Raw genomic sequence first — 22,078 nt, 5'->3', positions numbered from 1 at the left:
CAGAAACTTGCAGCAAGAGTTGTGTTCAGGAGGTGGTCGCCGGACGGCCCACGGGGCGGTCCAGGTCGTCCAGCAGCGCCTGCTCGTACGCGATGCCCGGGCGCACCGGGTAGCCCTTCACGGGGGGCTCCGGCGGCAGCACCAGGGTGGCCTGGGCGTCCGGACCGCGGGTGGAGCGCCACAGCCGGCGGCAGGACAGCACCGTGGCCGCCAGCAGCAGCAGGTTCCGGGCGGTGAGCACGGCCACGCCCCACGGCTCGCTGTGCTGCACCGCGCCGAACAGGATCGGGAACTCGACGGTGGTCAGCACCGTCGCCGCCAGGATCAGCACCGCCACCGGCTTCTGCCGGGTGCCGCGCACCGTCAGGCAGACCGCGGCCAGGCCGACCAGCCACACCAGGTACTGCGGGCTGATCACCCGGCTGGTCACGGTGAACACCAGCAGCGCCGCCAGCGCCGCGTCGTACGGCGTCGACGGCTGCCAGCGCACCGCCCGCAGCCGCCACAGCAGCAGCCAGCCGAAGCCCAGCAGCGTGCCCGCGACGCACACCTTGGAGACCACCGGCACCCACGGGCCGAGCATCTCCAGCGAACCGTAGTTCATCGTCACCTGGCCGTCCCAGGCGCCGAACAGCTTGGCGAAGTGCAGCGGCAGCGCGCCCAGCGACTCCACCTCGATCCCGCGCTCCTTCTGGAACTTCAGGAACTCGAAGGCGCCGTTCATCCCCGCGGTCAGCAGGAAGCCCAGGGAGGCCGCCGTCGCGGCCGCCGCCGTCCACGCCCGGCGCGTGCGCCGCCCGCGCGGGGTGCCCGCCAGCGCCAGCACCGGCCACACCTTCACCAGCCCGCCCAGCCCCAGCAGGAACCCGCCCAGGGCCGGCCGGCGCAGCACCAGCAGCAGACCGCCCACCGCGAGCGCGGTGACGATGACGTCGTACCGGCAGTAGACCGTCGGACCGAGCAGCGGCACCCCCGCCACCCACATCCAGGCCCCGCTGAAGCTGCGGCCCCGCCGGGTGCCGACCCTCATCAGCGCGCCCACCGTCAGCGCGTCGAAGACGCCGCACAGCACGAAGAAGGAGACCAGGTACGACCAGGGCAGCACGCCCGGCAGCAGGATCACCAGCGCCGCTCCCGGCGGGTACTGCCAGGTCACGTCGTCCAGCGGGAAGGTGCCCGTCCGCAGCACCTCGTACCAGCCGTGGTAGATCACCGAGACGTCGGAGCTCACGTCGGTGCCCGAGATCCGCAGCACACCGACGGCCATCAGCACGATCAGCACCCGGGTGACCACCCAGGACGCCCCGAGCGCCCACAGCGCGCCGCCGGCCGGTGCGGGCGGCGGCGCGCCGGTCAGGGCGAGGCGCTCGGTGCTGCTGGTGCTGCCGGTGCGCCCGGTCGGGGCCAACTCCACTGCGCTCCCTCGTTCGACTCGTGACGCCGGTCGCGGTGGCGCCCGCGCAACGGGGCCCCGGCACATAGGACCGGCCCGGACCGGAAACGGTTGCGCTGTGATCCTTCGTTCCCGGCGGGCCGTGGTGTTGACCTATGGTACGGATCACCGACCCCTGCACCATGCAACCCCCGACCGAGCGAGCCGTGGCATGCACAAGACCCTCATCGTCACCAACGACTTCCCGCCGAGGCCCGGTGGGATCCAGGCGTTCGTGCACAACATGGCCGTCCGCCAGCCCGCGGGTTCCATCGTCGTGTACGCCTCGACCTGGCGCGACGGGAAGGAGGTCGCCGAGTTCGACGCCCGCCAGCCGTTCCCGGTGGTCCGGGACCGGACGAAGATGATGGTGCCCACCCCGCGGGTGACCCGGCGGGCCGCCGAGATCCTCCGTGCCGAGGGCTGCAGCTCCGTCTGGTTCGGCGCCGCCGCCCCGCTCGGCCTGATGGCCCCCGCACTGCGGCAGGCCGGCGCCCAGCGCCTCCTCGGCATGACCCACGGCCACGAGGCCGCCTGGGCCCAGCTGCCCGGCTCCCGGCAGCTGCTGCGGCGGATCGGCGCCGGCACCGACACCCTCACCTACCTCGGCGAGTACACCCGCAGCCGGATCGCCGCCGCGGTCGGCCCCGAGGCGGCCCGGCGCATGGTGCAGCTGCCGCCCGGCGTCGACGAGAAGACCTTCCGGCCCGACTCCGGCGGCGACGGGATCCGCGCCCGGCTCGGGCTCAGCGACCGGCCGGTCGTCGTCTGCGTCTCCCGCCTCGTCAAGCGCAAGGGCCAGGACACCCTGATCGAGGCCATGCCGCAGATCCTCGCGGCGGTGCCCGACACCGTCCTGCTGATCGTCGGCGACGGGCCCTACCGCGGCGACCTGGAGAAGCTCGCCGAGGCCCGCGGGGTCGCCGGCTCCGTCCGCTTCACCGGCGCCGTCCCGTGGGAGGAGCTGCCCGCCCACTACGGTGCGGGCGACGTCTTCGCCATGCCCTGCCGCACCCGGCGGGGCGGGCTCGACGTCGAGGGCCTCGGGATCGTCTACCTGGAGGCCTCCGCGACCGGCCTGCCGGTGGTCGCCGGGGACTCCGGCGGGGCGCCCGATGCCGTCCTGGAGGGCGAGACCGGGTACGTGGTGCCGGGGCGGTCCGCGGAGGCGGCGGCGGAGCGGATCGTGCGGCTGCTGCACGACGAGCAGCTGCGGCGGACGATGGGGGAGGCCGGACGGCGCTGGGTCGAGCGCTCCTGGCGCTGGGACCTGCTGGCACAGCGCCTGACGGGACTGCTGGCCTAGTACGCGGGAAACCACCGAGGGGCGCGTGGGGGACCTCCCCCCACGCGCCCCTGTTTCGGCCGAGCCGTGCTTCAGCGCTGGTAGATGGCCTCGACGTCGGCGGCGAAGTCCTTGAGGACGACGTTGCGCTTCAGCTTGAGGGAGGGGGTGAGGTGACCGCTCTCCTCGGTGAAGGAGGTGTCGAGCAGGCGGAACTTCTTCACGGCCTCGGCGTGCGAGACGGCCTGGTTGCCGTCGTCCACGGCGGCCTGCAGGGCGGCCAGCAGGTCGGCGTCCTGGGCGAGGTCGGCGGGGGTGGCGCCGGCGGGCTTGCCGTTCAGTTCCTTCCACTTGCCGAAGAAGTCCGGGTCGAGGGTGATCAGGCAGGCGACGAACGGCTTGCGGTCGCCGACCACCATGACCTCGCCGATCAGGGCGTGCGCCCGGATCCGGTCCTCGATCACGGCGGGCGCCACGTTCTTGCCGCCCGCGGTGACGATGATCTCCTTCTTGCGGCCGGTGATGGTGAGGTAGCCCTCGTCGTCCAGCGCGCCGATGTCGCCGGTGGCGAACCAGCCGTCCTGCAGGGCGTCGGCGGTGGCTTGCGGGTTGTTCCAGTACCCGGTGAAGACCTGCGGGCCCTTGAGCAGCACCTCGCCGTCCTCGGCGATCTTCACCGCGGAGCCGGGCAGCGGCTGGCCGACGGTGCCGATCTTCGGCTTGTCGTGCGGGTTGAAGGCGGTGGCCGCACAGGTCTCGGTCAGGCCGTAGCCCTCCAGGACGGTGAAGCCGATGCCGCGGTAGAAGTGGCCGAGCCGCTCGCCGAGCGGGGCGCCGCCGGAGATCGCGTGGGTCGCCCGGCCGCCGAGGGCGGCCCGCAGCTTGGCGTACACCAGCTTGTCGAAGACGAAGTGCTTGATTCTCAGGCCGATCCCGGCGCCGCCGGCGTCCAGGGCGCGGCTGTACGCGATGGCGGTGTCGGCGGCCTTGTCGAAGATCTTGCCCTTGCCGTCGGCCTGGGCCTTGGCGCGTGCGGTGTTGAAGACCTTCTCGAAGACGCGCGGCACGCCGAGGATGAGGGTCGGGCGGAAGGAGCCGAGCTCGGCGGTGACGTCCTTGATGTCGGAGACGTGGCCGAGCTTGATCGGCGCGATGGCGGCCGCGATCTCGGCGATCCGGCCGAGCACGTGGGCCAGCGGCAGGAACAGCAGGACGGAGCTCTCGCCGGTGCGGAAGAGCGGCTCCAGGCGGACGGTGACGTTGCCCAGTTCGGCCAGGAAGTTGCCGTGGGTCAGCTGGCAGCCCTTGGGGCGGCCGGTGGTGCCCGAGGTGTAGACGATGGTGGCGATGGTGTCGGCGTCCGGGACGGCCCGGCGCTCGGCGACCGTCCCGTCGGAGACCTCGCTGCCCGCCGCGGTGAGGGCGGCGACGGCGCCGTCCTCGATCTGCCAGGCGTGCCGCAGCTGCGGGAGGCGGTCCCGGACCTCCGCGAGGACGGCGGCGTGGCCGGCGGTCTCGGTGACCACCGCGACGGCGCCCGAGTCGCCGAGGATCCACTGCACCTGCTCGGCGGAGGAGGACTCGTACACCGGCACGGTGATCGCGCCCGCGCACCAGATCGCGAAGTCGAGCAGCGTCCACTCGTAACGGGTGCGGGACATCACCGCGACGCGGTCGCCCGGCTCGACGCCGGAGGCGATCAGGCCCTTGGCCACCGCGTGGACCTCGGCGAGGAACTGCTCCGCCGTCAGGTCCTGCCACTGCCCGGCCACCTTCCGGCTGATCACGGCGACGCCGGGGTGCTGCGCGGCGTTCTGGTGGATCAGGTCGGAGAGGTTTCCCCCGCTCGGAACCTGGTAGCGGGCCGGAAGGCTGAACTCGAGCAAGACTGCTCCTCGTCTGCGACGCTGCGGGACGGCAGGACGTTACTGCTCGGTAGCCGGATTCGACCAGAGCTGTCGGCTCCGTTGTTCGAAGAGTCACACCGCGCAGGACCGGTGGGATGGTGTCGTCTCGCACCCTACGGCAGCGGCCGCCCGACGCGTCGGTAGCCCCCGTCCCCCCCGCCGAACGGCGGGGCCGGGCCGCCTGCCGGCCGGTCCGCCCCGCCGGAGGTCCCGCCGCAGGCCCGCCGAGAGCCCTCCACGAGCCCCGATGACCAGGGCGGCGCCCGGCGTGCACCCACGGGCGCGATAGCCTGCCCTGGGCGCACATCTGAACAGACGCGGAGGGCCGTGATGGCGGAGCACACCAGGTCGAGCATCATCATCGACGCGACCCCGGCCGAGGTCATGGCCGCGATCGCCGACTTCGCCGCCTACCCGGAGTGGACGGGCGAGGTCAAGGAGATCGAGGTGCTGAGCACCGCCGCGGACGGCCGCGGCTCGGAGGTGCGCCTGGTGCTCGACGCCGGCGCGATCCGCGACGAGCACGTCCTCGCCTACACCTGGGACGGCGACCGCGAGGTCCGCTGGACGCTGGTGAAGAGCCAGATGCTGCGCGCCCTCGACGGCTCCTACAGCCTCGCCGCGGTCAAGGGCGGCGGCACCGAGGTCACCTACCAGCTCGCCGTCGACGTCAAGATCCCGATGCTCGGCATGATCAAGCGCAAGGCGGAGAAGGTCATCATCGACCGGGCCCTGGCCGGCCTGAAGAAGCGCGTCGAAGGCTGACGCCGGGTGTCACCCCGCACCGTCCTCGTCACCGGCGAGGGCTCGGCCGTCGTCGCCGCCGCCACCGCCCTGCACAGCGCCCGCACCGGCCGGCGCACCCTGCTGCTGGCCGCCGACGACCCGCACCGCGCCGTCGACGACCTCCTGGACACCCGGCTCACCGCGGAGCCCGCCCCGTACGGGGAGCGCCTCGCGGTGGCCCGGATCGACGAGCAGGCCGCCCTGCGCAGCGCCCTCGACGGCTTCGGCGCCCGGCTCGCCCCGGCCCTCGACCTGCTCGGCGCCGACCCGCTCGACCCCGAGGAGCTCACGCCGCTGCCCGGCACGCGCCAGCTCGCCCTGCTCCGCGCCCTGCGCGCCGCCGACGCCGAGACGGTCGTGGTGGCCGCCCCCGCCCCGGCCGAGCTGATCGCCACCCTGGCCCTGCCCGAACAGCTCGTCCGCTACCTCGACCGGCTGCTGCCCGAGCAGCGCCAGGCCGCCCGGGCGCTGCGCCCGCTGCTGGCCGCCCTCGCCGGGGTGCCGATGCCCGCGGACTGGCTCTTCGACGCTCGGGCCGCCGCCTGCGCCGCCCTTGCCGAGGCCCGCGCCGTGATCGAGGCACCCGGCACCTCCGTCCGCCTGGTCGTGGACGCCGACGCCCACGGCACCGGGGAACTGCGCCGCATCCGCGCCGCCCTCGCCCTGCACGGCCGGCGACTGGACGCCGTCGTCGCCCACCGGGTGCTGCCGTCCGCGGCCGCCGCCTCGCCCGACCCCTGGCTGGCCGGCCGCGCCGCCCGCCAGCGGGAGCGCCTCGCCGACCTGGCGTCCGGGCTCGGTGCCGTCCCGCTGCTCACCGCCGAGTGGCCCGAGGTCGCCCTGGAGGCGATCGCCGACCAGCTGTACGCCGGGGGCGAGCCCGGGCCCGGCGAGGCCCCCGAGCCGTGGGTCGAGGACCGGCTGGCCGAGGACGGGCTGCTGGTCTGGCACCTGGCGCTGCCCGGCGCCGAACGGTCCGGCCTGGAACTGGTGCGCCGAGGGGACGAACTGGTCGTGGGCACCGGCGGCCACCGCCGGTTGCTCCCGCTGCCCTCCGCGCTGCGGCGGTGCACGGTGAGCGGGGCCGGACTGCACGACGGGGTGCTGTCGGTGCGGTTCGCGCCGGACCCCGCCCTCTGGCCGGCGCGCCGCTGACCCCTCACCGCTGACCCCTCACCGCTGACCCCTCGACGCTGGCCCCTCGCGGCGTCGACCCCTCGCGCGGCTGACCCTCGTGCGCGGCCGGACCCGCGGGCGGAACCTCCGTGCGCCGGTCGGCCGTCGCACCGGAGGGGCGTGTGTACAGGGCGTGCGCGCCCGGCGTGCGTCCGGTGCGCCGGGCGGCCCTCGGTGCGCCGTCCGGTAGCGTCTGGATCCCGGCCGGTTCCGGCCGGACGGCCCGGTGCCGCCCCGACGTCGCACCGGAGGCACACCGAGGACGCACCAGGGAGGTCGCCGGATGGCGGACGAGAAGGCGGACGGCACGGCCGGGCAGGGCCTCGGCGCGGAGTTCGGGCCGCTGGTCGACGAGGTCCGGAGGTTCGCCCTCACCCTCGGCGGCAAGGCCCAGGAGTACGGCACCCGGCTGCGCGAGCAGAACCCGGAGGTGTACGGACACCTCGTCGCCGCGGGCGGCGAACTGCTCGCCGCGTACCGCGCAGCCGTCTCAGGTCATGAACGGCGCTGGGCCGGTGCCGGACACGCCGAGGCCGAGCACATCGACCTCGACGGAGTCACCGACAAGTAGTGAAGCCGCAGGTCAGAGGAGGTGACTGTGGCGCCTTCACGCATCACTCAAAGCCGCGAAGTCTACGACTTCTGAACGCATCCGGCCGGGCAATCCGGAAATTGGCTTCGGTTAATGTAGGTCTCGGTGTGTACGGGAGCACCGCTCAGCGGGTACCGTTCCGCTCAGCGGGAACGAGTGAATAGCTGAGGGACACATGGCTCTGACCATCGGCGTCGACGTCGGCGGGACGAAGATCGCGGCCGGCGTGGTCGACGAGACCGGCGAAATCCTTGCGCGTACCCGGGTGCCCACCCCGGCCGACCCCCAGTGGGCGGTCGACGCGATCGCGCAGGCCGTGCGCGAGCTCAAGGAGGAGTACCCGGAGGTCGCGGCCGTCGGTGTCGGCGCCCCCGGCTTCGTGGACCGCGACCGCTCCACCGTGATCTTCGCTCCCAACATCGACTGGGAGAACGAGCCGCTCAAGCAGCGCATCGAGGAGCTCACCGGCCTGGAGACCGTCGTCGAGAACGACGCCAACTGCGCCGCCTGGGCCGAGTTCCGCTTCGGCGCCGCGGCCGGCTACGAGGACATGGTCCTGATCACCGTCGGCACCGGCATCGGCGGCGGCATCGTCCTCGACGGCCGGATGCACCGCGGCCGCTTCGGCGTCGCCGGCGAGATCGGCCACCTCAACATGGTCCCCGACGGCCTCCCCTGCGGCTGCGGCGGCAAGGGCTGCTGGGAGCAGTACGGCTCCGGCCGCGCGCTGCGCCGCTACGGCCGCGAGAAGGCCGCCGCCGACCCGATCGCCGGCAAGCGGATGCTGGAGCTCAACGACTTCGTCGCCGAGACCATCCGGGGCATCCACATCACCGAGGCCGCGGCCGAGGGCGACCCGCTCGCCCTGGAGTGCTACGCGGAGCTCGCCGACTGGCTCGGCCGCGGCATGGCCGACCTCGCCGCGCTGTTCGACCCGGGCGTCTTCGTGCTCGGCGGCGGCGTCTCCGACTCGGGCAGCCTGCTGCTCGACCCGGTCGCCGCGGCCTTCGAGACCTACCTGACCGGTGGCGTGCACCGCCCGCGCGCCGAGGTCCTGCTCGCGACCATGGGGTCCGCCGCCGGCATCGCCGGTGCCGCCGACCTCGCGCGGGTCTGACGGCCCGACGGAACCGACGGCTCGTCCGGACTCCGACGGCGAGGCTGGGGCAGCGGCCCCGGCCTCGCCGTTAGCATGACCGGCATGCCTGCCGAGCAGCCGTCCGCAGCCCCCGGACCCGTGCCGCCGACCGGGCCGGCCGCCCTGCCCGACTCCGGCGCCGAACCCGACGGCGCCGAGCGGGTCCGCATCCTCAGCTACAACGTCCGCTCGCTGAGGGACGACCGGGACGCCCTCGTCCGGGTGATCCGTGCCTGCGATCCGGACGTGGTCTGCATCCAGGAGTCCCCGCGGTACTGGCGGCCCCGGAAGCAGGCCGCCCGGCTCGCCCACCGCACCGGCACCGTCGTCCTCTCCGGCGGCGGCCGGATCGCCGCCGGACCGCTGCTGCTCGGAAAGCTCCGGGTCGAGGTCCTCGCCGTCCGCGACCGCCTGCTCCCCAAGACCCGAGGCCTGCACGCCCGCGGATTCGCCACCGCCCTGCTGCGGGTGGGCCGTTCGGCCCCGTTCGCGGTGACGAGCTGCCACCTCTCCCTCGACCCGGCCGAACGGCTCCGCCAGTTCGCGCTGCTGCCCGGCCAGTTCGACCCCGGCGAGCACGGCATCGTGGCCGGCGACTTCAACGAGCACCCCGATGGCCCGGGCTGGCGCCGCCTGGCCGCCGAGTACCAGGACGCCCACACCGTCGCCCCCTGGGGCGGCACCTTCACCTCCGTCCCCGCCGACCCCCACCAGCGGATCGACGCGGTCTTCGCGACTCCCGGGGTCGAGGTGTTGGCCTGCGGGGTGCCGCAGGGGTTGGTGGGGGTGTCGGGGGCGGACCTGGTGGCGGCGACGGATCATCTGCCGGTGGTGGCGGTGGTACGGATCCCCGCCGGGGGCTGAGGCGGGTGGGGGAGCGGGGGCCGGTGGCGGACCCCTGCCGGGGCCGAGGCGGTCAGTGGATCGAGGCGGCGACGATCACGCCGTTGCGGACGGTGTAGGTGCCGGCGTAGTGGCGGTGGGTGCCGTCGGTCTGCAGGGCGTCGAGGAGGACGGAGACTTCGTCGCCGTTGACGGCGGTGACGGTCACCACGTCGGCCGCGGTGCCGGCGAAGCCGTTGACGAACTGCCCGTAGCCCGGCGACAGGTTGCGTCCGCCGAGGGCCCAGGCGCGGGCGTAGTCGTGCGCGTTGATCGCCGCGTAGTAGTCCTCGACGACCTGGCGCGGTGCGGCGGCGGAGGTCCGGGGACCGGCGGTGGTGGTGGCCGTGGTGGTGACGGTCGCGGTCCGGGCGGCCGTGGCGGTCGGGGCCGCGGTGGCGGCGGGCAGCGCCCACTGGCCGGTCTGGTTCGCGAAGCCGGAGTTCAGGGTGAACTGGGCCTTGGCGAGGCGGGAGTCCGCAGGGATCTCGAAGGAGATGTAGCCGAGCGCGGTGTCCCCGGGGGCGACGACCACCCCGGCGGGGAACGCGGGGCCGGCGGTGACGTCGGTGGCGGGCACCGCGTCGAAGCCCTGTCCCCGGTCGTCGACCACGGTGGCGCCGTTGGACGGGCTGTCCGAGTAGGTGGTGGAGCCGGTGTTGTGGAGCCGGAACTGCACGGCGACCAGCCGTCTGCCCGCCTCGGGGGTGTCGAAGGAGTGCGCCGCGGTCGCCGGGTCGGCGACCGCCGTCACCGTCACGGCCATCCGGGCGCCCTGCTCGTTGCCGGCCAGTTCCAGGGTGTCCCCGACCTGCGCCGACTGCGGTGACCCGGCAGGACCGGAACTCGCGCCGCTCGCCGGGGTGCTCGCCGGGGCCGTCACCACGGAGTGGCTGCTGCAGCCGGTGGCGGCCGCCGAGAGCAACGCCGCCAGTAACGCCGCCGTTCCTGCCAGGGTGCTGATCCGTGCCATGGCCGTCGCCTCCCGCCCTTCCAGGCTACGGGCGGGCGACGGCCACTGCTCGGGGGCGGCGGGCGGTCAGACGACGGCGCCGCCCATCGGGTCGTCCGGCTCGTCGTCGTCCTTGTCCTTCATCCGGGCGACGAGGGTGACGAAGCCGCCGAGGAAGGCGGTGACGCCGACCCAGGCGGGCCAGCCGGCCACCTCGTGCCAGACGACGGTGTCGATCAGCAGCAGGGCCGGGCCGCCGAGCACGGCGAGCCAGGCGAACTTGGCGGTGGTGTCGGCCTTGGGCAGCGGCGGGGGCTCCGGCGGGACGAAGTGGCCCTCGTCCGGGTCCTCGTGGAGGTCGTAGTCGCGCGGGCCGGACACCGGCCCGGCCACCTGCTCGGGAGCGGTCGGTCTCGGCCGCGGCCGGGGGCGGGGCGCGAACTCGTCGAAGGAGTCCGCGGCCGGGGACTCCCGGGCGCGGAGGTTCTCGATCTCCGGCCACTCCGGGTCGGTCAGGTCGACGGGGTCGTCGAACTGCGCGACCAGGGCGGCGAAGATCGCGTCCTGTTCGGCCTGGCTGCCGGCCGCGGGCCGCCGGGCGGGCGGTTCGGAACCGGCGGTGGTCTCCTGGTCCTGTCCGGGCTTCGCGGTGCCGTCCTCGGGCAGCTCCTCGCCGCCGCCCGCCTTGCTGGTCTCGTTCACTACCGGCCCTTCAGCCCAGGTGGTGCTCGGCATCGTTCGTCGCATCGGTCTTCGCCGCCGGTGCCAGCCGCCGCACGAACTCGAGGCTCTCCTCGAAGATCATCGCGGCGTCGTGGTCCAGCGTGGCGACGTGGTAACTGCGTTCGCACAGTTTTTCCGTCACGTCCGTCGAGGATATCCGGGCGAGCACCAGTTCCGAGTTGGCCGGGGAGACCACGTGGTCCTGCGGACTGCGCAGCAGCAGCACCGGCTGCCGGACGGCGGGCAGTTCGGCCTGGACGGTGCGCCAGAGACGGGAGAGCGACCAGGCGGCGTGCAGCGGGGTGCGGTCGTAGCCGTACTCGGAGACGCCCTCCAGGGCGATGTCGTCGGCGATGCCGGGCAGGCTGGGGACGAGGTGCCGCAGGGCGGGCAGCAGGACGGTGGCCGGGTTGTCGGAGCGGACCGACGGGTTGACCAGCACGACGCCGGAGACCGCCTCGCCGTGCCGGGCGGCGAGCCGCAGTGCGAGGGCGCCGCCCATCGAGAGCGCACAGACGAAGACCTGCTCGCAGCCGTCCAGCAGGGCCCGCAGTTCGCGGTCGACCTCGGCGTACCAGTCCTCCCAGCGGGTCTGCTGCATGTCCTGCCAGCGGGTGCCGTGGCCGGGCAGCAGCGGCAGCGCGACGGTCAGGCCGGCGGCGGCGAGGTGGTCGGCCCACGGCCGCATGGACCGCGGTGAGCCGGTGAAGCCGTGGACGAGGAGCACGCCGACCGGCCCGCCCTTGTGGTGAAACGGTTCTGCGCCGGGCAGCAGCGGCATCCTCGGAGCTCCTTCGCTCGGGCGGGGTCGGAGGGCGGCCCGGCTACCCGCGGGTACCCGGAGCGGCATCGTCCCACGGCCGCGACGACCCGTACAGGGTCGCAGCCGCCGCATCACGGGCCTGCCGGTGCACACGTGCGGGGCCGTGGGCATTAGGATCGACCGGTCCGTACAACAGGAGGCCCGGGTTGTTCTACCGACTGATGAAGATGATCGTCGCGCCGTTGCTGCGGATCTTCTTCCGGCCGTGGCTCGAGGGCGCGGAGAACATCCCCGACGAGGGTCCCGCGATCATCGCGAGCAACCACCTGTCCTTCTCGGACTCCTTCTTCTTCCCCGCGCTGATCAAGCGCCGGATCACCTTCATCGCCAAGGCCGAGTACTTCAACACCCCCGGCCTCAAGGGCAAGCTGACCGCCGCCTTCTTCAAGGGCGTCGGCCAGCTGCCGGTCGACCGGTCCGGCGTGCGCGGCGCCGGCGAGGCGGCGATCCGCAGCGCCGTCGCCGTCCTGGAGCGCGGCGAGCTGTTCGGCGTCTACCCGGAGGGCACCCGCTCGCCCGACGGCAAGCTCTACCGCGGCAAGGTCGGCGGCCTCGCCCGGGTCGCGCTGCAGACCGGCGCCCCGGTCATCCCGGTCGCCATGATCGACACCGAGAAGGTGCAGCCGCCCGGCCAGGTCGTCCCCAACTTCGGCATCCGCCCCGGCATCCGGATCGGCCGCCCGCTCGACTTCTCCCGCTACCACGGCATGGAGAACGACCGCTTCATCCTCCGCTCCGTCACCGACGAGGTGATGTACGAGATCATGCGGCTCTCCGGCCAGGAGTACGTGGACATCTACGCCACCGCCGCCAAGCGCCAGATCACCGAGGACAAGAAGCGCGCCGACGCCGAGCGCCGCGCCGCGCAGAAGGCGGAGAAGGCGGCCGAGAAGGAGGCCGAGAAGGCCGCCAAGGAGGAGGCCGCCCGGCTGGAGCAGGAACAGCAGCAGGGGCAGCAGGAGCAGGACAAGCAGGACAAGCCGGAGTAGGGCTCACCGGGGCCGGGGGACGAGGGGTCGGGGGACGACGGATGGCGGAGGACCACAGAGCCGGGCTCGCGACCCGGGCGGCCGGAGCCGTCGCGGCCGCGGTGCAACGGCCCGGCGCGCTGACCGTCGGCGGGATGTCCGTCGAGATGCCGCTGTGGCGGGCGATCGGCTACTTCCGGGTGCTCGCCCTGGCCTACGCGATCCTGCGCTACCTCAACTCCTTCCACGACTTCCTGCACCCGGTCTCCGGCTGGATCTACCTCGGTGCCCTCACCCTGTGGACGCTCGCCAGCTCCCGGGCCTTCGCCGGACCGCAGCGCTGCACCTGGTACGTGCTCGGCACCGACCTCGCGTTCGCCGTCACCGGCATCGTCATGAGCGGGATCATCGACAATCCGGAGCGCGTCCACGGCGGCGCCCCCACCCTGCCCACCATCTGGGCGGCCGGCACCGTGCTCGGCTTCGCCGGCAAGGGCGGCTGGAAGCCCGCCGCCTTCGCCGCCACCGTCGTCGGCCTCGCCAACATCCTCGGCCACGGCGGCATCACCCCGGACAACATCCACAACATCGTGCTGCTGATGGTGGCCGGCTGCGCCATCGGCTACGTCATCGAACTCGCCCGCGCCAGCGAGGCGGTGCTCACCCGGGCGCTCCAGGTCGAGGCCGCCACCCGCGAACGCGAGCGGCTCTCCCGGGACATCCACGACGGCGTCCTCCAGGTGCTCGCGCTCGTCCAGCGCCGCGAGGGGGACCTCGGCGACCTCGGCCGGCTCGCCGGCGAACAGGAACGCGCACTGCGGACGCTGATGACCGGCGGACCGCTGCCCGCCCAGGCCGCCGGCGATCCGCTGCCCGCCGAGCGGGACCTCCGTCAGCTGATCGCGCCGCACACCGGCGAGCGGGTCACCCTCTCCGCCCCCGGCACCCCCGTGCTGCTGCCCGCACACGCCGCCGGCGAACTCGCCGCCGCGGTGGGCGCCGCCCTGGACAACGTCCGCCGCCACGCGGGCGAGGACGCCCGGGCCTGGATCCTCGTCGAGGACGAGCCGGACGCGGTCACCGTCTCCGTCCGCGACGACGGCGCCGGCTTCGCCGCCGGGCGGCTCGGCGAGGCGGAGCAGGCCGGGCGCCTCGGCGTCTCGCAGTCCATCCGCGGCCGGATGCGCGACCTCGGCGGCACGGCCGAGCTGTACTCGGTGCCCGGCGAGGGCACCGAGGTCGAGATGCGGGTGCCCAGGAAGGGGCAGTGATGTCGGATCAGGTGCGGGTGATGGTCGTGGACGACCACCCGATGTGGCGGGACGCCGTCTCCCGGGACCTCGCCGACGCCGGGTTCGCCGTCGTCGCCACCGCGGGCGACGGCGAGGAGGCCGTGCGCCGCGCCCTGGCCACCGTGCCGCAGGTCGTCGTGCTCGACCTCAACCTGCCGGCGCTGCCCGGCGTCGAGGTCTGCCGCCGGATCGTCACCCACGACCCGACCGCCCGGGTGCTGGTGCTCTCGGCGAGCGGCGAGCACGCCGACGTCCTGGAGGCGGTCAAGTCCGGCGCCACCGGCTACCTGGTGAAGTCCGCGGGCCGGGACGAACTGATCGACGCCGTCCGCCGCACCGCGCTCGGCGACCCGGTCTTCACCCCGGGCCTGGCCGGGCTCGTCCTCGGCGAGTTCCGCCGGCTGGCCACCGAGCCCGCGCCGGCCGCGTCCCCCGCGGCGCCGCAGCTGACCACCCGGGAGACCGAGGTGCTGCGGCTGGTCGCCAAGGGGCTGTCGTACCGCCAGATCGCCGACCGGCTGGTGCTGTCGCACCGCACCGTGCAGAACCACGTGCAGAACACCCTCGGCAAACTGCAGCTGCACAACCGCGTCGAACTCGTCCGCTACGCGATCGAGCAGGGCCTGGACGACGAACTGAGCCAGGGCTAGCACGCGCCCCCGGAGACACCTCCCGGTGCGCACTTCCGAGGTGTACTCGTAGGCCGCGTGGTCCGGTGCCTGCGCCGGCCCCGGACGGTGGTGTTCCGGGGCCGGGCGGTGGACGTGCGGATGCTCAGCCGGCGACGGGGGCCGTGCTGCTGAGGAGTCCGGCGACGATGTCGACGCCCTCGCGGGTGAGGACGGACTCGGGGTGGAACTGGAGGGCGGCGAAGCCGGGGCCGCGCAGGGCGTGGACGTCGCCGGTGAGCGGGTCGCGGGCGACCTCGACGCCCTCGGCGGCGAGCCGTTCGGCAGCGGCGTCGTCGCAGCGGGCGGTGAAGGTGTTGTAGAAGCCGACGGTGCGGCGGGTGCCGAACAGGTCGACGCTCTCCTGGGCGCCCTGGTAGGGGACGGCCTTGCGGGCCAGCGGCAGCCCGAGCTCGGCGCTGAGCAGCTGGTGGCTGAGGCAGACGGCGAGCAGCGGCGCGGTGCGGGTGCCGGCGCGGACGGCGGCCAGGGCGTCGGCGACGACCGGGCGGAGGACGGCCATCTTGGGGTCGGCGGGGTCGGCCGGATCGCCGGGGCCGGGGCCGAGGACGAGCGGCCCGGTGTGGGCGGCGACCCGTTCGCGCAGGCCGGGGGTGTCGTAGCGCAGCACGGTGACCCGGTGCCCGAGCGAGGACAGCAGGTGGGCGAGCATCGAGGTGAAGGTGTCCTCGCCGTCGACGACCAGGGTGTCCGGGCCCTCGACGGGCGCGGTGGGCTGCTGCATCCGCAGCCAGAACGGGGCGAGGCCGGCCCGGCGGGCGTCGAGGGCGGCCTGCACCCGGTGGTCGTCGGCGAGGCGCGGACCGGCGCCGCGTCCGGCGGGCCCGGAGGGGGCGGGGCGGGCGCCGATCGCGGTGAGCACGCCGGCGGCCTTGGCGTGGGTCTCGGCGACCTCGGAGTGCGGGTCGGAGTGCCGGACGAGGGTGGCGCCGACCCGCACCACCAGGTCGCCGGTGGCGGGGTCGATGTCGGCGGTGCGGATGCAGATGGGGGAGTCGAGCTGCTGGCCGCCGCTGGCGGAGCGGCCGATCAGGGCGAGCGCGCCGGAGTAGTAGCCGCGGCCGGTGGCCTCGTAGCGGCGGATGACGCGGGTGGCGTTCTGCACGGGGCTGCCGGTGACGGTCGCCGCGAACATGGTCTCCTTGAGGACCTCGCGGACGTCCAGCGAGGTGCGCCCGCGCAGCTCGTACTCGGTGTGGGCGAGGTGGGCCATCTCCTTGAGGCGGGGGCCGAGCACCTGGCCGCCGAGGTCGCCGACGGTGCACATCATCTTGAGTTCCTCGTCGACCACCATGGTGAGCTCCTCCAGCTCCTTGGGGTCGTGCAGGAACTCCAGCAGCGAGTCGAGGGTCGGCCCGCCGGCCGGGTGCCGGTAGGTGCCGGAGATCGGGTTCATCACGACGGTGCCGCCGGACTGCCGGACGTGCACCTCCGGCGAGGCGCCGACCACGATCCGCTCCCCGGTGTGCACCAGGAAGGTCCAGTACGCGCCCCGTTCCTGCTCCAGCAGCCGCCGGAAGAGCGTGAGCGCCAGCGCCGTGTCGAAGCCCTCCAGCCGGCCGCGGAAGTCCCGGCGGACGACGAAGTTGGCGCCCTCGCCGCGGCCGATCTCGTCCCGGATGACGCGGCGGACGATCTCCGCGTACTCCTCGTCGGCGATGTCGAAGCCGCCGCCGGTGAGCCGGACGGGGCTCTGCGGCAGCGCGGGCAGCAGTTCGTCGAGGGCGAGGGCGTACTGCTCCTCGACGGCGAGCGCCTGCAGGGGGGTGCCGTCGTCGTGGGCGTCGAAGCCGCGTTCGCGGATCTGCCGGTAGGGGACGAGGGCGAGCAGGTCGTGCCGGGGGCCGCCGGCGGGCACGCCGTCCGGCACCGGCAGGTCGGCGAGCGTGTCGTGCACGCCGACGGTGCCGATCAGCACCTCGACGGTGTCCGGGGCGAGCCGGGGTGCGCGGCGGTGCAGCAGGGCGAACGCGGGGGCGCCGGGTGCGGTGAGGCGGGCGACCAGGTCGGCAGGACGGGTCACGGTGCGGCGTTCCTTCCGGGAGGCGGGCGGGTCGGTCGCTCTTCGCGGGAGGGCCGCCTGCTCCTTCGGAACACGCAGACGGCCGCCCCGAGGGGCGGCCGTCGTGTCGTCTTAGGGACGCGCGAGCTGTGGGCCGCCCATCGGGCTGGCCCACCACCAGGAGAAGGTGTGCGGTGCGGTCACGGGGACGAGCGTAGCGGATGCCCCGGGTGTGTGAAGTCGCTCACCGAAATGTCCATCACCCGTCTCACCCATCGGGCGGCGGGCACAATTCGGTTGTCACACCCCGTAGCCTTGCTTCCGTGACCGTGACAACTGAGACAAACGGGGCTGCCTTCTCCTGGCAGTCCCTGCCCGCGGCGCAGCAGCCCGAATGGCCGGACCACGAGGCACTGCGCAAGACCCTTGCGGACCTCGCCTCGTATCCGCCGCTCGTCTTCGCCGGCGAGTGCGACCAGCTGCGCGCCCGGCTCGGTGCCGTCGCGCGCGGAGAGGCCTTCCTGCTGCAGGGCGGTGACTGTGCCGAGGCGTTCGACGGCGTGTCCGCCGAGCAGATCCGCAACAAGCTGAAGACCCTCCTGCAGATGGCGGCCGTGCTCACGTACGCCGCCTCGGTGCCGGTGGTCAAGGTCGGGCGGATCGCCGGCCAGTACTCCAAGCCGCGCTCGAAGTCGACCGAGACCCGGGACGGCGTCACCCTGCCGGTCTACCGCGGCGACTCGGTGAACGGCTTCGACTTCACGCCGGAGTCGCGCATCCCGGACCCGGAGCGCCTCAAGCGGATGTACAACGCCTCCGCCGCGACGCTCAACCTGGTGCGCGCCTTCACCACCGGCGGCTACGCCGACCTGCGCCAGGTGCACGCCTGGAACCAGGACTTCGTGCGCAACTCGCCCTCCGGTCAGCGGTACGAGCAGCTCGCCCGGGAGATCGACAACGCGCTGGCCTTCATGAACGCCTGCGGGGTGGCCCCGGAGGAGTTCCGGACGGTCGAGTTCTACTCCTCGCACGAGGCGCTGATCCTGGACTACGAGACGGCGCTGACCCGCACCGACTCGCGCACCGGCGACCTCTACGACGTCTCGGGCCACATGGTCTGGATCGGCGAGCGCACCCGGCAGCTGGACCACGCGCACATCGAGTTCGCCTCGAAGATCCGCAACCCGATCGGCGTGAAGCTCGGCCCGACCACCACGGTCGACGAGGCGCTCACCCTGATCGACCGGCTCGACCCGGACCGCGAGCCGGGCCGGCTGACCTTCATCACCCGGATGGGTGCGGGCAAGATCCGCGAGCACCTGCCCGCCCTGGTCGAGAAGGTCACCGCCTCCGGCGCCCAGCCGGTGTGGATCTGCGACCCGATGCACGGCAACACCTTCGAGGCCGAGACCGGCCACAAGACCCGCCGCTTCGACGACGTGCTCGACGAGGTCAAGGGCTTCTTCGAGGTGCACCGCGCGCTCGGCACCCACCCGGGCGGCATCCACGTCGAGCTCACCGGTGACGACGTCACCGAGTGCGTGGGTGGCGGCGACGAGGTCCTCGTCGACGACCTGCACCAGCGCTACGAGACGGCCTGCGACCCGCGGCTCAACCGCAGCCAGTCGCTCGACCTGGCCTTCCTGGTCGCGGAGATGTACCGCAGCCAGTGAGTCCGGCGGCCGCGATGATCGCAATGTGACAAAGGCCCCTCCGCTTTCCCGGTCTCCGGGGGCGGAGGGGCTTCGCTTTGCGGGTACCTTGGGTAAGGTAAGGCTTAGCGAGGTAAGGCCAGCCTTGCCGATCAAGGAACACCAGCCCGGGAGAGCCGCCGATGTACGTGTGCATGTGTCATGCGGTCACCGAGGCCCAGGTCAAGCAGGAGATCGACGGCGGCGCCGTCACTCCGCGGCAGATAGCCAAGGGCTGCAAGGCCGGCACGGACTGCGGTTCCTGCGTCCGCCGGATCCAGGCCCTGCTCGGGGAGCACGGTGCCCGCCCGTGCCCGACGGCCAGGCTGGCCGCAAAGCTGGGGCTGGCCGATCCCGCGGTTGAGACCGCGCCCGAGCGCGGTCTCGAAGCCGCCTAGGAGCCCCGCCGGCGGCGCGGGCCCTCAGCTCTCCGGCTGCTCGATGAGCTGGGCCAGGTAGAGCGGTTCGCCGAGCTTCTCCAGCAGTTCGAGCTGGGTGTCCAGGTAGTCGATGTGGTGCTCCTCGTCGGCGAGGATCGCCTCGAAGATGTTGGCCGAGGTGACGTCGTTCTTGGCCCGCATGACGACGATGCCGCGGCGCAGCCGGTCGATCGCCTCGACCTCGACCTGCCGGTCGGCCTCGAACATCTCCTTGACCGTCTGGCCGATCCGGACGTGGAACAGCCGCTGGTAGTTGGGCAGGCCGTCCAGGAAGAGGATCCGGTCGGTCAGCGTCTCCGCGTGCTTCATCTCGTCGAAGGACTCGTGCCGGGTGTAGGCGGCGAGCTTCGTCCAGCCGTTGTTCTCCTGCATCTTGGCGTGCAGGAAGTACTGGTTGATGGCGGTGAGCTCGGCGGTGAGCTGCTCGTTGAGGAACTCGATGACCTCGGGGTCGCCCTGCATGGCGTGCCTTCCTGATAGCCGTCCGTCGCTTGCCCGCATGGTGGCACTGGAGCGGGCGCGGTTTCCAGTAAGTTCACACTTACCCCGGTCTATGGCTAATGTCCGATTTCCCGATGTGCGGGTTCGATGGAGGGGGCGTGCACGAGGGGCGCGCGACACGGACCGCCCGCCGTCTGCGACCATGGAGGCATGGGTCAGTACGAACCGGAACCACCGCAGCCGTCCGACCCGCGGCTCCCTCCCGGCCAGCGCCTCCAGCGCGGCTGGCCGGTGCTGCACTACGGACCGGTGCCCCGCTTCAAGCCGCAGAGCTGGGACTTCCAGGTGTTCGGGGCGACCGCCTCGGCCGAGAAGCACCGCTGGGACTTCGAGGGCTTCCACGCCCTGCCGCGGGTGACCGTCCGCGGCGACCTGCACTGCGTCACCCGCTTCTCGATGCTCGGCAACGAGTGGGGCGGCGTCGCCGCCAAGACCGTCCTCGACCTGGTGCCGCCGGCCCCCGGCGTCACCCACGTCATGGTCTGGGCCGAGTACGGCTACAGCGCCAACCTGCGGCTCGCCGACTTCACCGACCCGCAGACCGTCTTCGCCACCCACCGCAACGGCGAGCCGCTCACCGTCGAGCACGGCTTCCCCGTCCGCCTCGTGGTGCCGCACCTGTACGCCTGGAAGGGCCCCAAGTGGGTCCGCGGGGTCGAGTACATGCGGGCCGACCGCCGCGGCTTCTGGGAGGAGCGCGGCTACCACAACCTCGCCGACCCGTGGGCCGAGCAGCGCTACTCCTACCAGGAGGAGCCGGGCGACGGACCGCTGCGCTGACGGCCGCCGCCGGCCCCCGGCGACCCGCTAGAACAGCCCGAAGCTGATCACCACGGTGCTGCCCTGCGCACGGGGGGTGCCGGCCTTGGGCACCTGTGCGGAGACCTTGCCGGTGCCGAACAGGTTCAGCCCCGTGGCCTGCACCTTGAAACCGGCGTCGGTCAGCGCCTTCGTGGCGTCGTCCTTGCTCAGGCCGACCACGTCCGGCACCGGCTGCATGCCCTTGCTGACCACCAGCGCGACCGGCGTGTTCGGGCTGACCGAGGTGCCGGCGCCCGGCTCCGCGCTGATCACCGAACCCTCGGGCACGTCGTCGTCGAACGCCTCCCGGGTCGTCCCCGGGGTCAGCCTGGCATCGGTGAGCGCCTTGCGGGCCTGCTCCAGCGGCAGGCCCTCCAGCGGCGGCACCGCCACCCGGTCCGGCCCCTTGGACAGCACCACCTTCACCGGATCGCTCTTGCGGGCCCGGGCACCCACCCCGGGATCGGTGGAGATCACCTGCCCGGCCGTCACGGTCTCGCTGAACTGCTGGCTGAACGTGCCGCGCAGCCCCGACCTGTCCAGGGTCGCCACCGCCTGCGCCTCGGTCTGCCCGAGCACGGTCGGCACCGTCGTGTACAGCCCGTCCGAGAGCAGGTACGTCGCCCCGCCGACCAACAGCAGCACCACCGCGATCACCGCACCCCAGATCAGCGGGGCGCGCGAACGCGGCGGCCGCGGCGCACGGGGCGGCCGGGCCGGCACCGACTCGTCGTACGGCCGCGGCGGCGTCAGCAGGTCGGCCGGCACGTCCAGCACGCTGGTGCGCTCCACCGGGCGGTCCACCACCGCGGTGACCTCACCGGTCGGGTACTGCGGGGTCGGCCGGGTCGAGGCCGGCGGCTCGGCGTCCAACTGCGCCGGGGTGAGCGCCCGGCGGGCCCGCTGCAGCGCGGCCAGCATCTCCACCGCGTCCCACGGACGGGCCTGCGGGTCGCGGGCGGTCGCGGCGGCCACTATGGCGTCCAGCTCGCGGCCCACCCCGGGGGCGGCCAGCGACGGCGCCGGGACGTCCTCGTTCAGGTGCCGGTAGATCACCTGCATGGCGTTCTCACCGGTGTGCGGCTTGGCGCCGGTCAGCATCTCGTACAGCAGGATGCCGGCCGCGTACACGTCGACCCGCTGGTCGGTCGGGCCGTCCTGGCGGATCTGCTCCGGCGCGAGGTAGGAGACGGTGCCGAGCACCGTGCCGGTCGAGGTGGTGCTGGTGACGGCGTCGCCCGCGCCCTCCGTGCCGGTCAGCAGCCGCACCAGGCCGAAGTCCGCGACCTTCACCATGCCGCCGTCGGTGATCAGCACGTTCTCCGGCTTGACGTCCCGGTGCACCAGGCCCGCCCGGTGCGCCGCGCCGAGCGCCGCCAGCACCGGCTCCAGGATGTCCAGCGCGGCCCGGGCCGACAGCGCCCCGCGGTCGCGCAGCAGGTCGCGCAGGGTCCGCCCGGGCACGTACTCCATCGCCAGGAACACCGCCCGGCCGTCCGCGCCCTGGTCGAAGACGTTCACCACGTTCGGGTGGGACAGCCGCGCCACGGCCTTCGCCTCGCGGATGAACCGGCCGGTGAACTCGTTGCCGCCGTCGGCGGCCAGCGCCGGGTGCATCACCTTCAGCGCGACGACGCGGTCCAGCCGGGTGTCCGTCCCGCGGTACACCGTGGCCATACCCCCGACGGCGATGCGCCGATCAACCCGGTACCGGCCGTCGAGCAGGGCACCGATCAGGGGGTCGTCGAGCGTCATGTCCACCCGAGGAGTGTAGGACGCAGGGGTGACCCCCGGCCCGGCACGGCGCCGCCTCCGGTGCGGTTGTGCCGATGTTGAGACATGCGACCGCGCCCCCGGGGCGGCCGAGCCGGGGGCGCGCGCGGCGGGAATTGTCAGACAAGCCCTAGGCCGTGTCTCATAATTGATCTTGTTGGTGTGAGTCATTGCTCCTCGGCTCGCAGCCACAGGATCAGCGCGGCGAGGACCACGCCGGCTCGG

Annotated in this window: 19 protein-coding genes and 1 pseudogene; 12 read left to right on the top strand and 8 right to left on the bottom strand. The window is 73.4% G+C overall.

What is annotated here, in order from left to right; genetic code table 11:
* Positions 1–25: 25 nt before the first annotated feature.
* Positions 26–1,414: a glycosyltransferase 87 family protein gene (locus tag AB0O09_RS29250; RefSeq protein WP_344628132.1), complete on the bottom strand. Its 1,389-nt coding sequence runs from the start codon at positions 1,412–1,414 to the stop codon at positions 26–28.
* A 190-nt stretch (positions 1,415–1,604) separates the two neighbouring features.
* Here AB0O09_RS29250 and AB0O09_RS29245 point away from each other — a divergent pair, with 190 nt between their 5' ends.
* The gene (locus AB0O09_RS29245) at positions 1,605–2,738 is read left to right on the top strand and encodes a glycosyltransferase family 4 protein (RefSeq protein ID WP_363546547.1); all 1,134 of its coding nucleotides are present in this window, start codon (positions 1,605–1,607) and stop codon (positions 2,736–2,738) included.
* A gap of 71 nt (positions 2,739–2,809) precedes the next feature.
* Here the strand turns inward: AB0O09_RS29245 and AB0O09_RS29240 are convergent, their stop codons facing one another.
* Positions 2,810–4,603, bottom strand: a complete 1,794-nt coding sequence (locus tag AB0O09_RS29240; RefSeq protein ID WP_363546544.1) for an AMP-dependent synthetase/ligase — start codon at positions 4,601–4,603, stop codon at positions 2,810–2,812.
* A 351-nt stretch (positions 4,604–4,954) separates the two neighbouring features.
* Here AB0O09_RS29240 and AB0O09_RS29235 point away from each other — a divergent pair, with 351 nt between their 5' ends.
* The 5 genes and pseudogenes from AB0O09_RS29235 to AB0O09_RS29215 all read left to right on the top strand — a co-directional run bounded on the left by AB0O09_RS29235 (position 4,955) and on the right by AB0O09_RS29215 (position 9,180).
* Positions 4,955–5,389 carry an SRPBCC family protein gene (locus AB0O09_RS29235; RefSeq protein ID WP_263105767.1) on the top strand — a complete coding sequence of 145 codons (435 nt, stop codon included), beginning with the start codon at positions 4,955–4,957 and terminating at the stop codon, positions 5,387–5,389.
* Between the two features lie 6 nt (positions 5,390–5,395).
* The gene (locus AB0O09_RS29230; protein WP_363546541.1) at positions 5,396–6,565 is read left to right on the top strand and encodes an ArsA-related P-loop ATPase; all 1,170 of its coding nucleotides are present in this window, start codon (positions 5,396–5,398) and stop codon (positions 6,563–6,565) included.
* Between the two features lie 430 nt (positions 6,566–6,995).
* Positions 6,996–7,157, top strand: a pseudogene (locus AB0O09_RS29225) (DUF5304 family protein); the annotation flags it as partial.
* A 196-nt stretch (positions 7,158–7,353) separates the two neighbouring features.
* A complete protein-coding gene (locus tag AB0O09_RS29220; protein ID WP_363546538.1) occupies positions 7,354–8,295 on the top strand; it encodes an ROK family glucokinase in 942 nt (313 codons plus the stop codon).
* An 84-nt stretch (positions 8,296–8,379) separates the two neighbouring features.
* Positions 8,380–9,180, top strand: a complete 801-nt coding sequence (locus tag AB0O09_RS29215; RefSeq protein ID WP_363546535.1) for an endonuclease/exonuclease/phosphatase family protein — start codon at positions 8,380–8,382, stop codon at positions 9,178–9,180.
* A gap of 52 nt (positions 9,181–9,232) precedes the next feature.
* On the opposite strand, the gene AB0O09_RS29210 is transcribed toward AB0O09_RS29215, so the two are convergent.
* The 3 genes from AB0O09_RS29210 to AB0O09_RS29200 form a co-directional block, all read right to left on the bottom strand.
* Positions 9,233–10,171 (bottom strand): DUF4352 domain-containing protein, encoded by a 939-nt coding sequence (locus AB0O09_RS29210; RefSeq protein ID WP_363546532.1) that lies wholly within the window; start codon positions 10,169–10,171, stop codon positions 9,233–9,235.
* Between the two features lie 66 nt (positions 10,172–10,237).
* A complete protein-coding gene (locus AB0O09_RS29205; RefSeq protein ID WP_363546530.1) occupies positions 10,238–10,852 on the bottom strand; it encodes a hypothetical protein in 615 nt (204 codons plus the stop codon).
* Between the two features lie 10 nt (positions 10,853–10,862).
* On the bottom strand, positions 10,863–11,654 hold the full coding sequence (locus AB0O09_RS29200) for an alpha/beta fold hydrolase (RefSeq protein WP_363546527.1): 792 nt from the start codon (positions 11,652–11,654) through the stop codon (positions 10,863–10,865).
* Positions 11,655–11,857: 203 nt separating this feature from the next.
* Between AB0O09_RS29200 and AB0O09_RS29195 the strand changes: the two genes are divergently transcribed.
* The 3 genes from AB0O09_RS29195 (at position 11,858) to AB0O09_RS29185 (ending at position 14,606) form a co-directional block, all read left to right on the top strand.
* Entirely contained in the window at positions 11,858–12,685 is an 828-nt protein-coding gene (locus AB0O09_RS29195) for a lysophospholipid acyltransferase family protein (protein WP_363546631.1), read from the top strand.
* 134 nt (positions 12,686–12,819) lie between these two features.
* Positions 12,820–13,935, top strand: coding sequence for a DUF5931 domain-containing protein (locus tag AB0O09_RS29190; protein ID WP_363546628.1), 1,116 nt, complete (start codon positions 12,820–12,822; stop codon positions 13,933–13,935).
* Positions 13,935–14,606: a response regulator transcription factor gene (locus AB0O09_RS29185; protein ID WP_344625997.1), complete on the top strand. Its 672-nt coding sequence runs from the start codon at positions 13,935–13,937 to the stop codon at positions 14,604–14,606. The genes AB0O09_RS29190 and AB0O09_RS29185 overlap by 1 nt, the downstream gene beginning before the upstream one ends.
* A gap of 124 nt (positions 14,607–14,730) precedes the next feature.
* Here AB0O09_RS29185 and AB0O09_RS29180 read toward each other — a convergent pair whose 3' ends face one another.
* Positions 14,731–16,668, bottom strand: coding sequence for an anthranilate synthase family protein (locus AB0O09_RS29180; protein WP_363546524.1), 1,938 nt, complete (start codon positions 16,666–16,668; stop codon positions 14,731–14,733).
* Between the two features lie 302 nt (positions 16,669–16,970).
* Here AB0O09_RS29180 and AB0O09_RS29175 point away from each other — a divergent pair, with 302 nt between their 5' ends.
* Positions 16,971–18,320: a class II 3-deoxy-7-phosphoheptulonate synthase gene (locus AB0O09_RS29175; protein WP_363546521.1), complete on the top strand. Its 1,350-nt coding sequence runs from the start codon at positions 16,971–16,973 to the stop codon at positions 18,318–18,320.
* Positions 18,321–18,481: 161 nt separating this feature from the next.
* The gene (locus AB0O09_RS29170; protein WP_363546518.1) at positions 18,482–18,736 is read left to right on the top strand and encodes a (2Fe-2S)-binding protein; all 255 of its coding nucleotides are present in this window, start codon (positions 18,482–18,484) and stop codon (positions 18,734–18,736) included.
* A gap of 24 nt (positions 18,737–18,760) precedes the next feature.
* On the opposite strand, the gene bfr is transcribed toward AB0O09_RS29170, so the two are convergent.
* Positions 18,761–19,240, bottom strand: a complete 480-nt coding sequence (gene bfr / locus AB0O09_RS29165) for a bacterioferritin (RefSeq protein ID WP_030262899.1) — start codon at positions 19,238–19,240, stop codon at positions 18,761–18,763.
* 189 nt (positions 19,241–19,429) lie between these two features.
* Between bfr and AB0O09_RS29160 the strand changes: the two genes are divergently transcribed.
* On the top strand, positions 19,430–20,059 hold the full coding sequence (locus AB0O09_RS29160) for a sulfite oxidase-like oxidoreductase (RefSeq protein ID WP_363546515.1): 630 nt from the start codon (positions 19,430–19,432) through the stop codon (positions 20,057–20,059).
* 27 nt (positions 20,060–20,086) lie between these two features.
* On the opposite strand, the gene pknB is transcribed toward AB0O09_RS29160, so the two are convergent.
* Positions 20,087–21,835 carry a Stk1 family PASTA domain-containing Ser/Thr kinase gene (pknB, locus tag AB0O09_RS29155; RefSeq protein WP_344626028.1) on the bottom strand — a complete coding sequence of 583 codons (1,749 nt, stop codon included), beginning with the start codon at positions 21,833–21,835 and terminating at the stop codon, positions 20,087–20,089.
* Positions 21,836–22,078: the final 243 nt, after the last annotated feature.

It is taken from the genome of Kitasatospora sp. NPDC093679, from assembly GCF_040683455.1.
Lineage (GTDB): Bacteria > Actinomycetota > Actinomycetes > Streptomycetales > Streptomycetaceae > Kitasatospora > Kitasatospora arboriphila.
This window is presented reverse-complemented; position numbering and strand designations above follow the sequence as displayed.

Bases quoted from the DNA above. Each gene is read 5' to 3' on its own strand.
- AB0O09_RS29245 (WP_363546547.1), top strand. From the start codon at position 1,605: ATGCACAAGACCCTCATCGTCACCAACGACTTCCCGCCGAGGCCCGGT.
- AB0O09_RS29235 (WP_263105767.1), top strand. From the start codon at position 4,955: ATGGCGGAGCACACCAGGTCGAGCATCATCATCGACGCGACCCCGGCC.
- AB0O09_RS29220 (WP_363546538.1), top strand. From the start codon at position 7,354: ATGGCTCTGACCATCGGCGTCGACGTCGGCGGGACGAAGATCGCGGCC.
- AB0O09_RS29215 (WP_363546535.1), top strand. From the start codon at position 8,380: ATGCCTGCCGAGCAGCCGTCCGCAGCCCCCGGACCCGTGCCGCCGACC.
- AB0O09_RS29210 (WP_363546532.1), bottom strand. From the start codon at position 10,171: ATGGCACGGATCAGCACCCTGGCAGGAACGGCGGCGTTACTGGCGGCG.
- AB0O09_RS29200 (WP_363546527.1), bottom strand. From the start codon at position 11,654: ATGCCGCTGCTGCCCGGCGCAGAACCGTTTCACCACAAGGGCGGGCCG.
- AB0O09_RS29195 (WP_363546631.1), top strand. From the start codon at position 11,858: ATGAAGATGATCGTCGCGCCGTTGCTGCGGATCTTCTTCCGGCCGTGG.
- AB0O09_RS29190 (WP_363546628.1), top strand. From the start codon at position 12,820: ATGTCCGTCGAGATGCCGCTGTGGCGGGCGATCGGCTACTTCCGGGTG.
- AB0O09_RS29185 (WP_344625997.1), top strand. From the start codon at position 13,935: ATGTCGGATCAGGTGCGGGTGATGGTCGTGGACGACCACCCGATGTGG.
- AB0O09_RS29170 (WP_363546518.1), top strand. From the start codon at position 18,482: ATGTACGTGTGCATGTGTCATGCGGTCACCGAGGCCCAGGTCAAGCAG.
- bfr (WP_030262899.1), bottom strand. From the start codon at position 19,240: ATGCAGGGCGACCCCGAGGTCATCGAGTTCCTCAACGAGCAGCTCACC.
- AB0O09_RS29160 (WP_363546515.1), top strand. From the start codon at position 19,430: ATGGGTCAGTACGAACCGGAACCACCGCAGCCGTCCGACCCGCGGCTC.
- pknB (WP_344626028.1), bottom strand. From the start codon at position 21,835: ATGACGCTCGACGACCCCCTGATCGGTGCCCTGCTCGACGGCCGGTAC.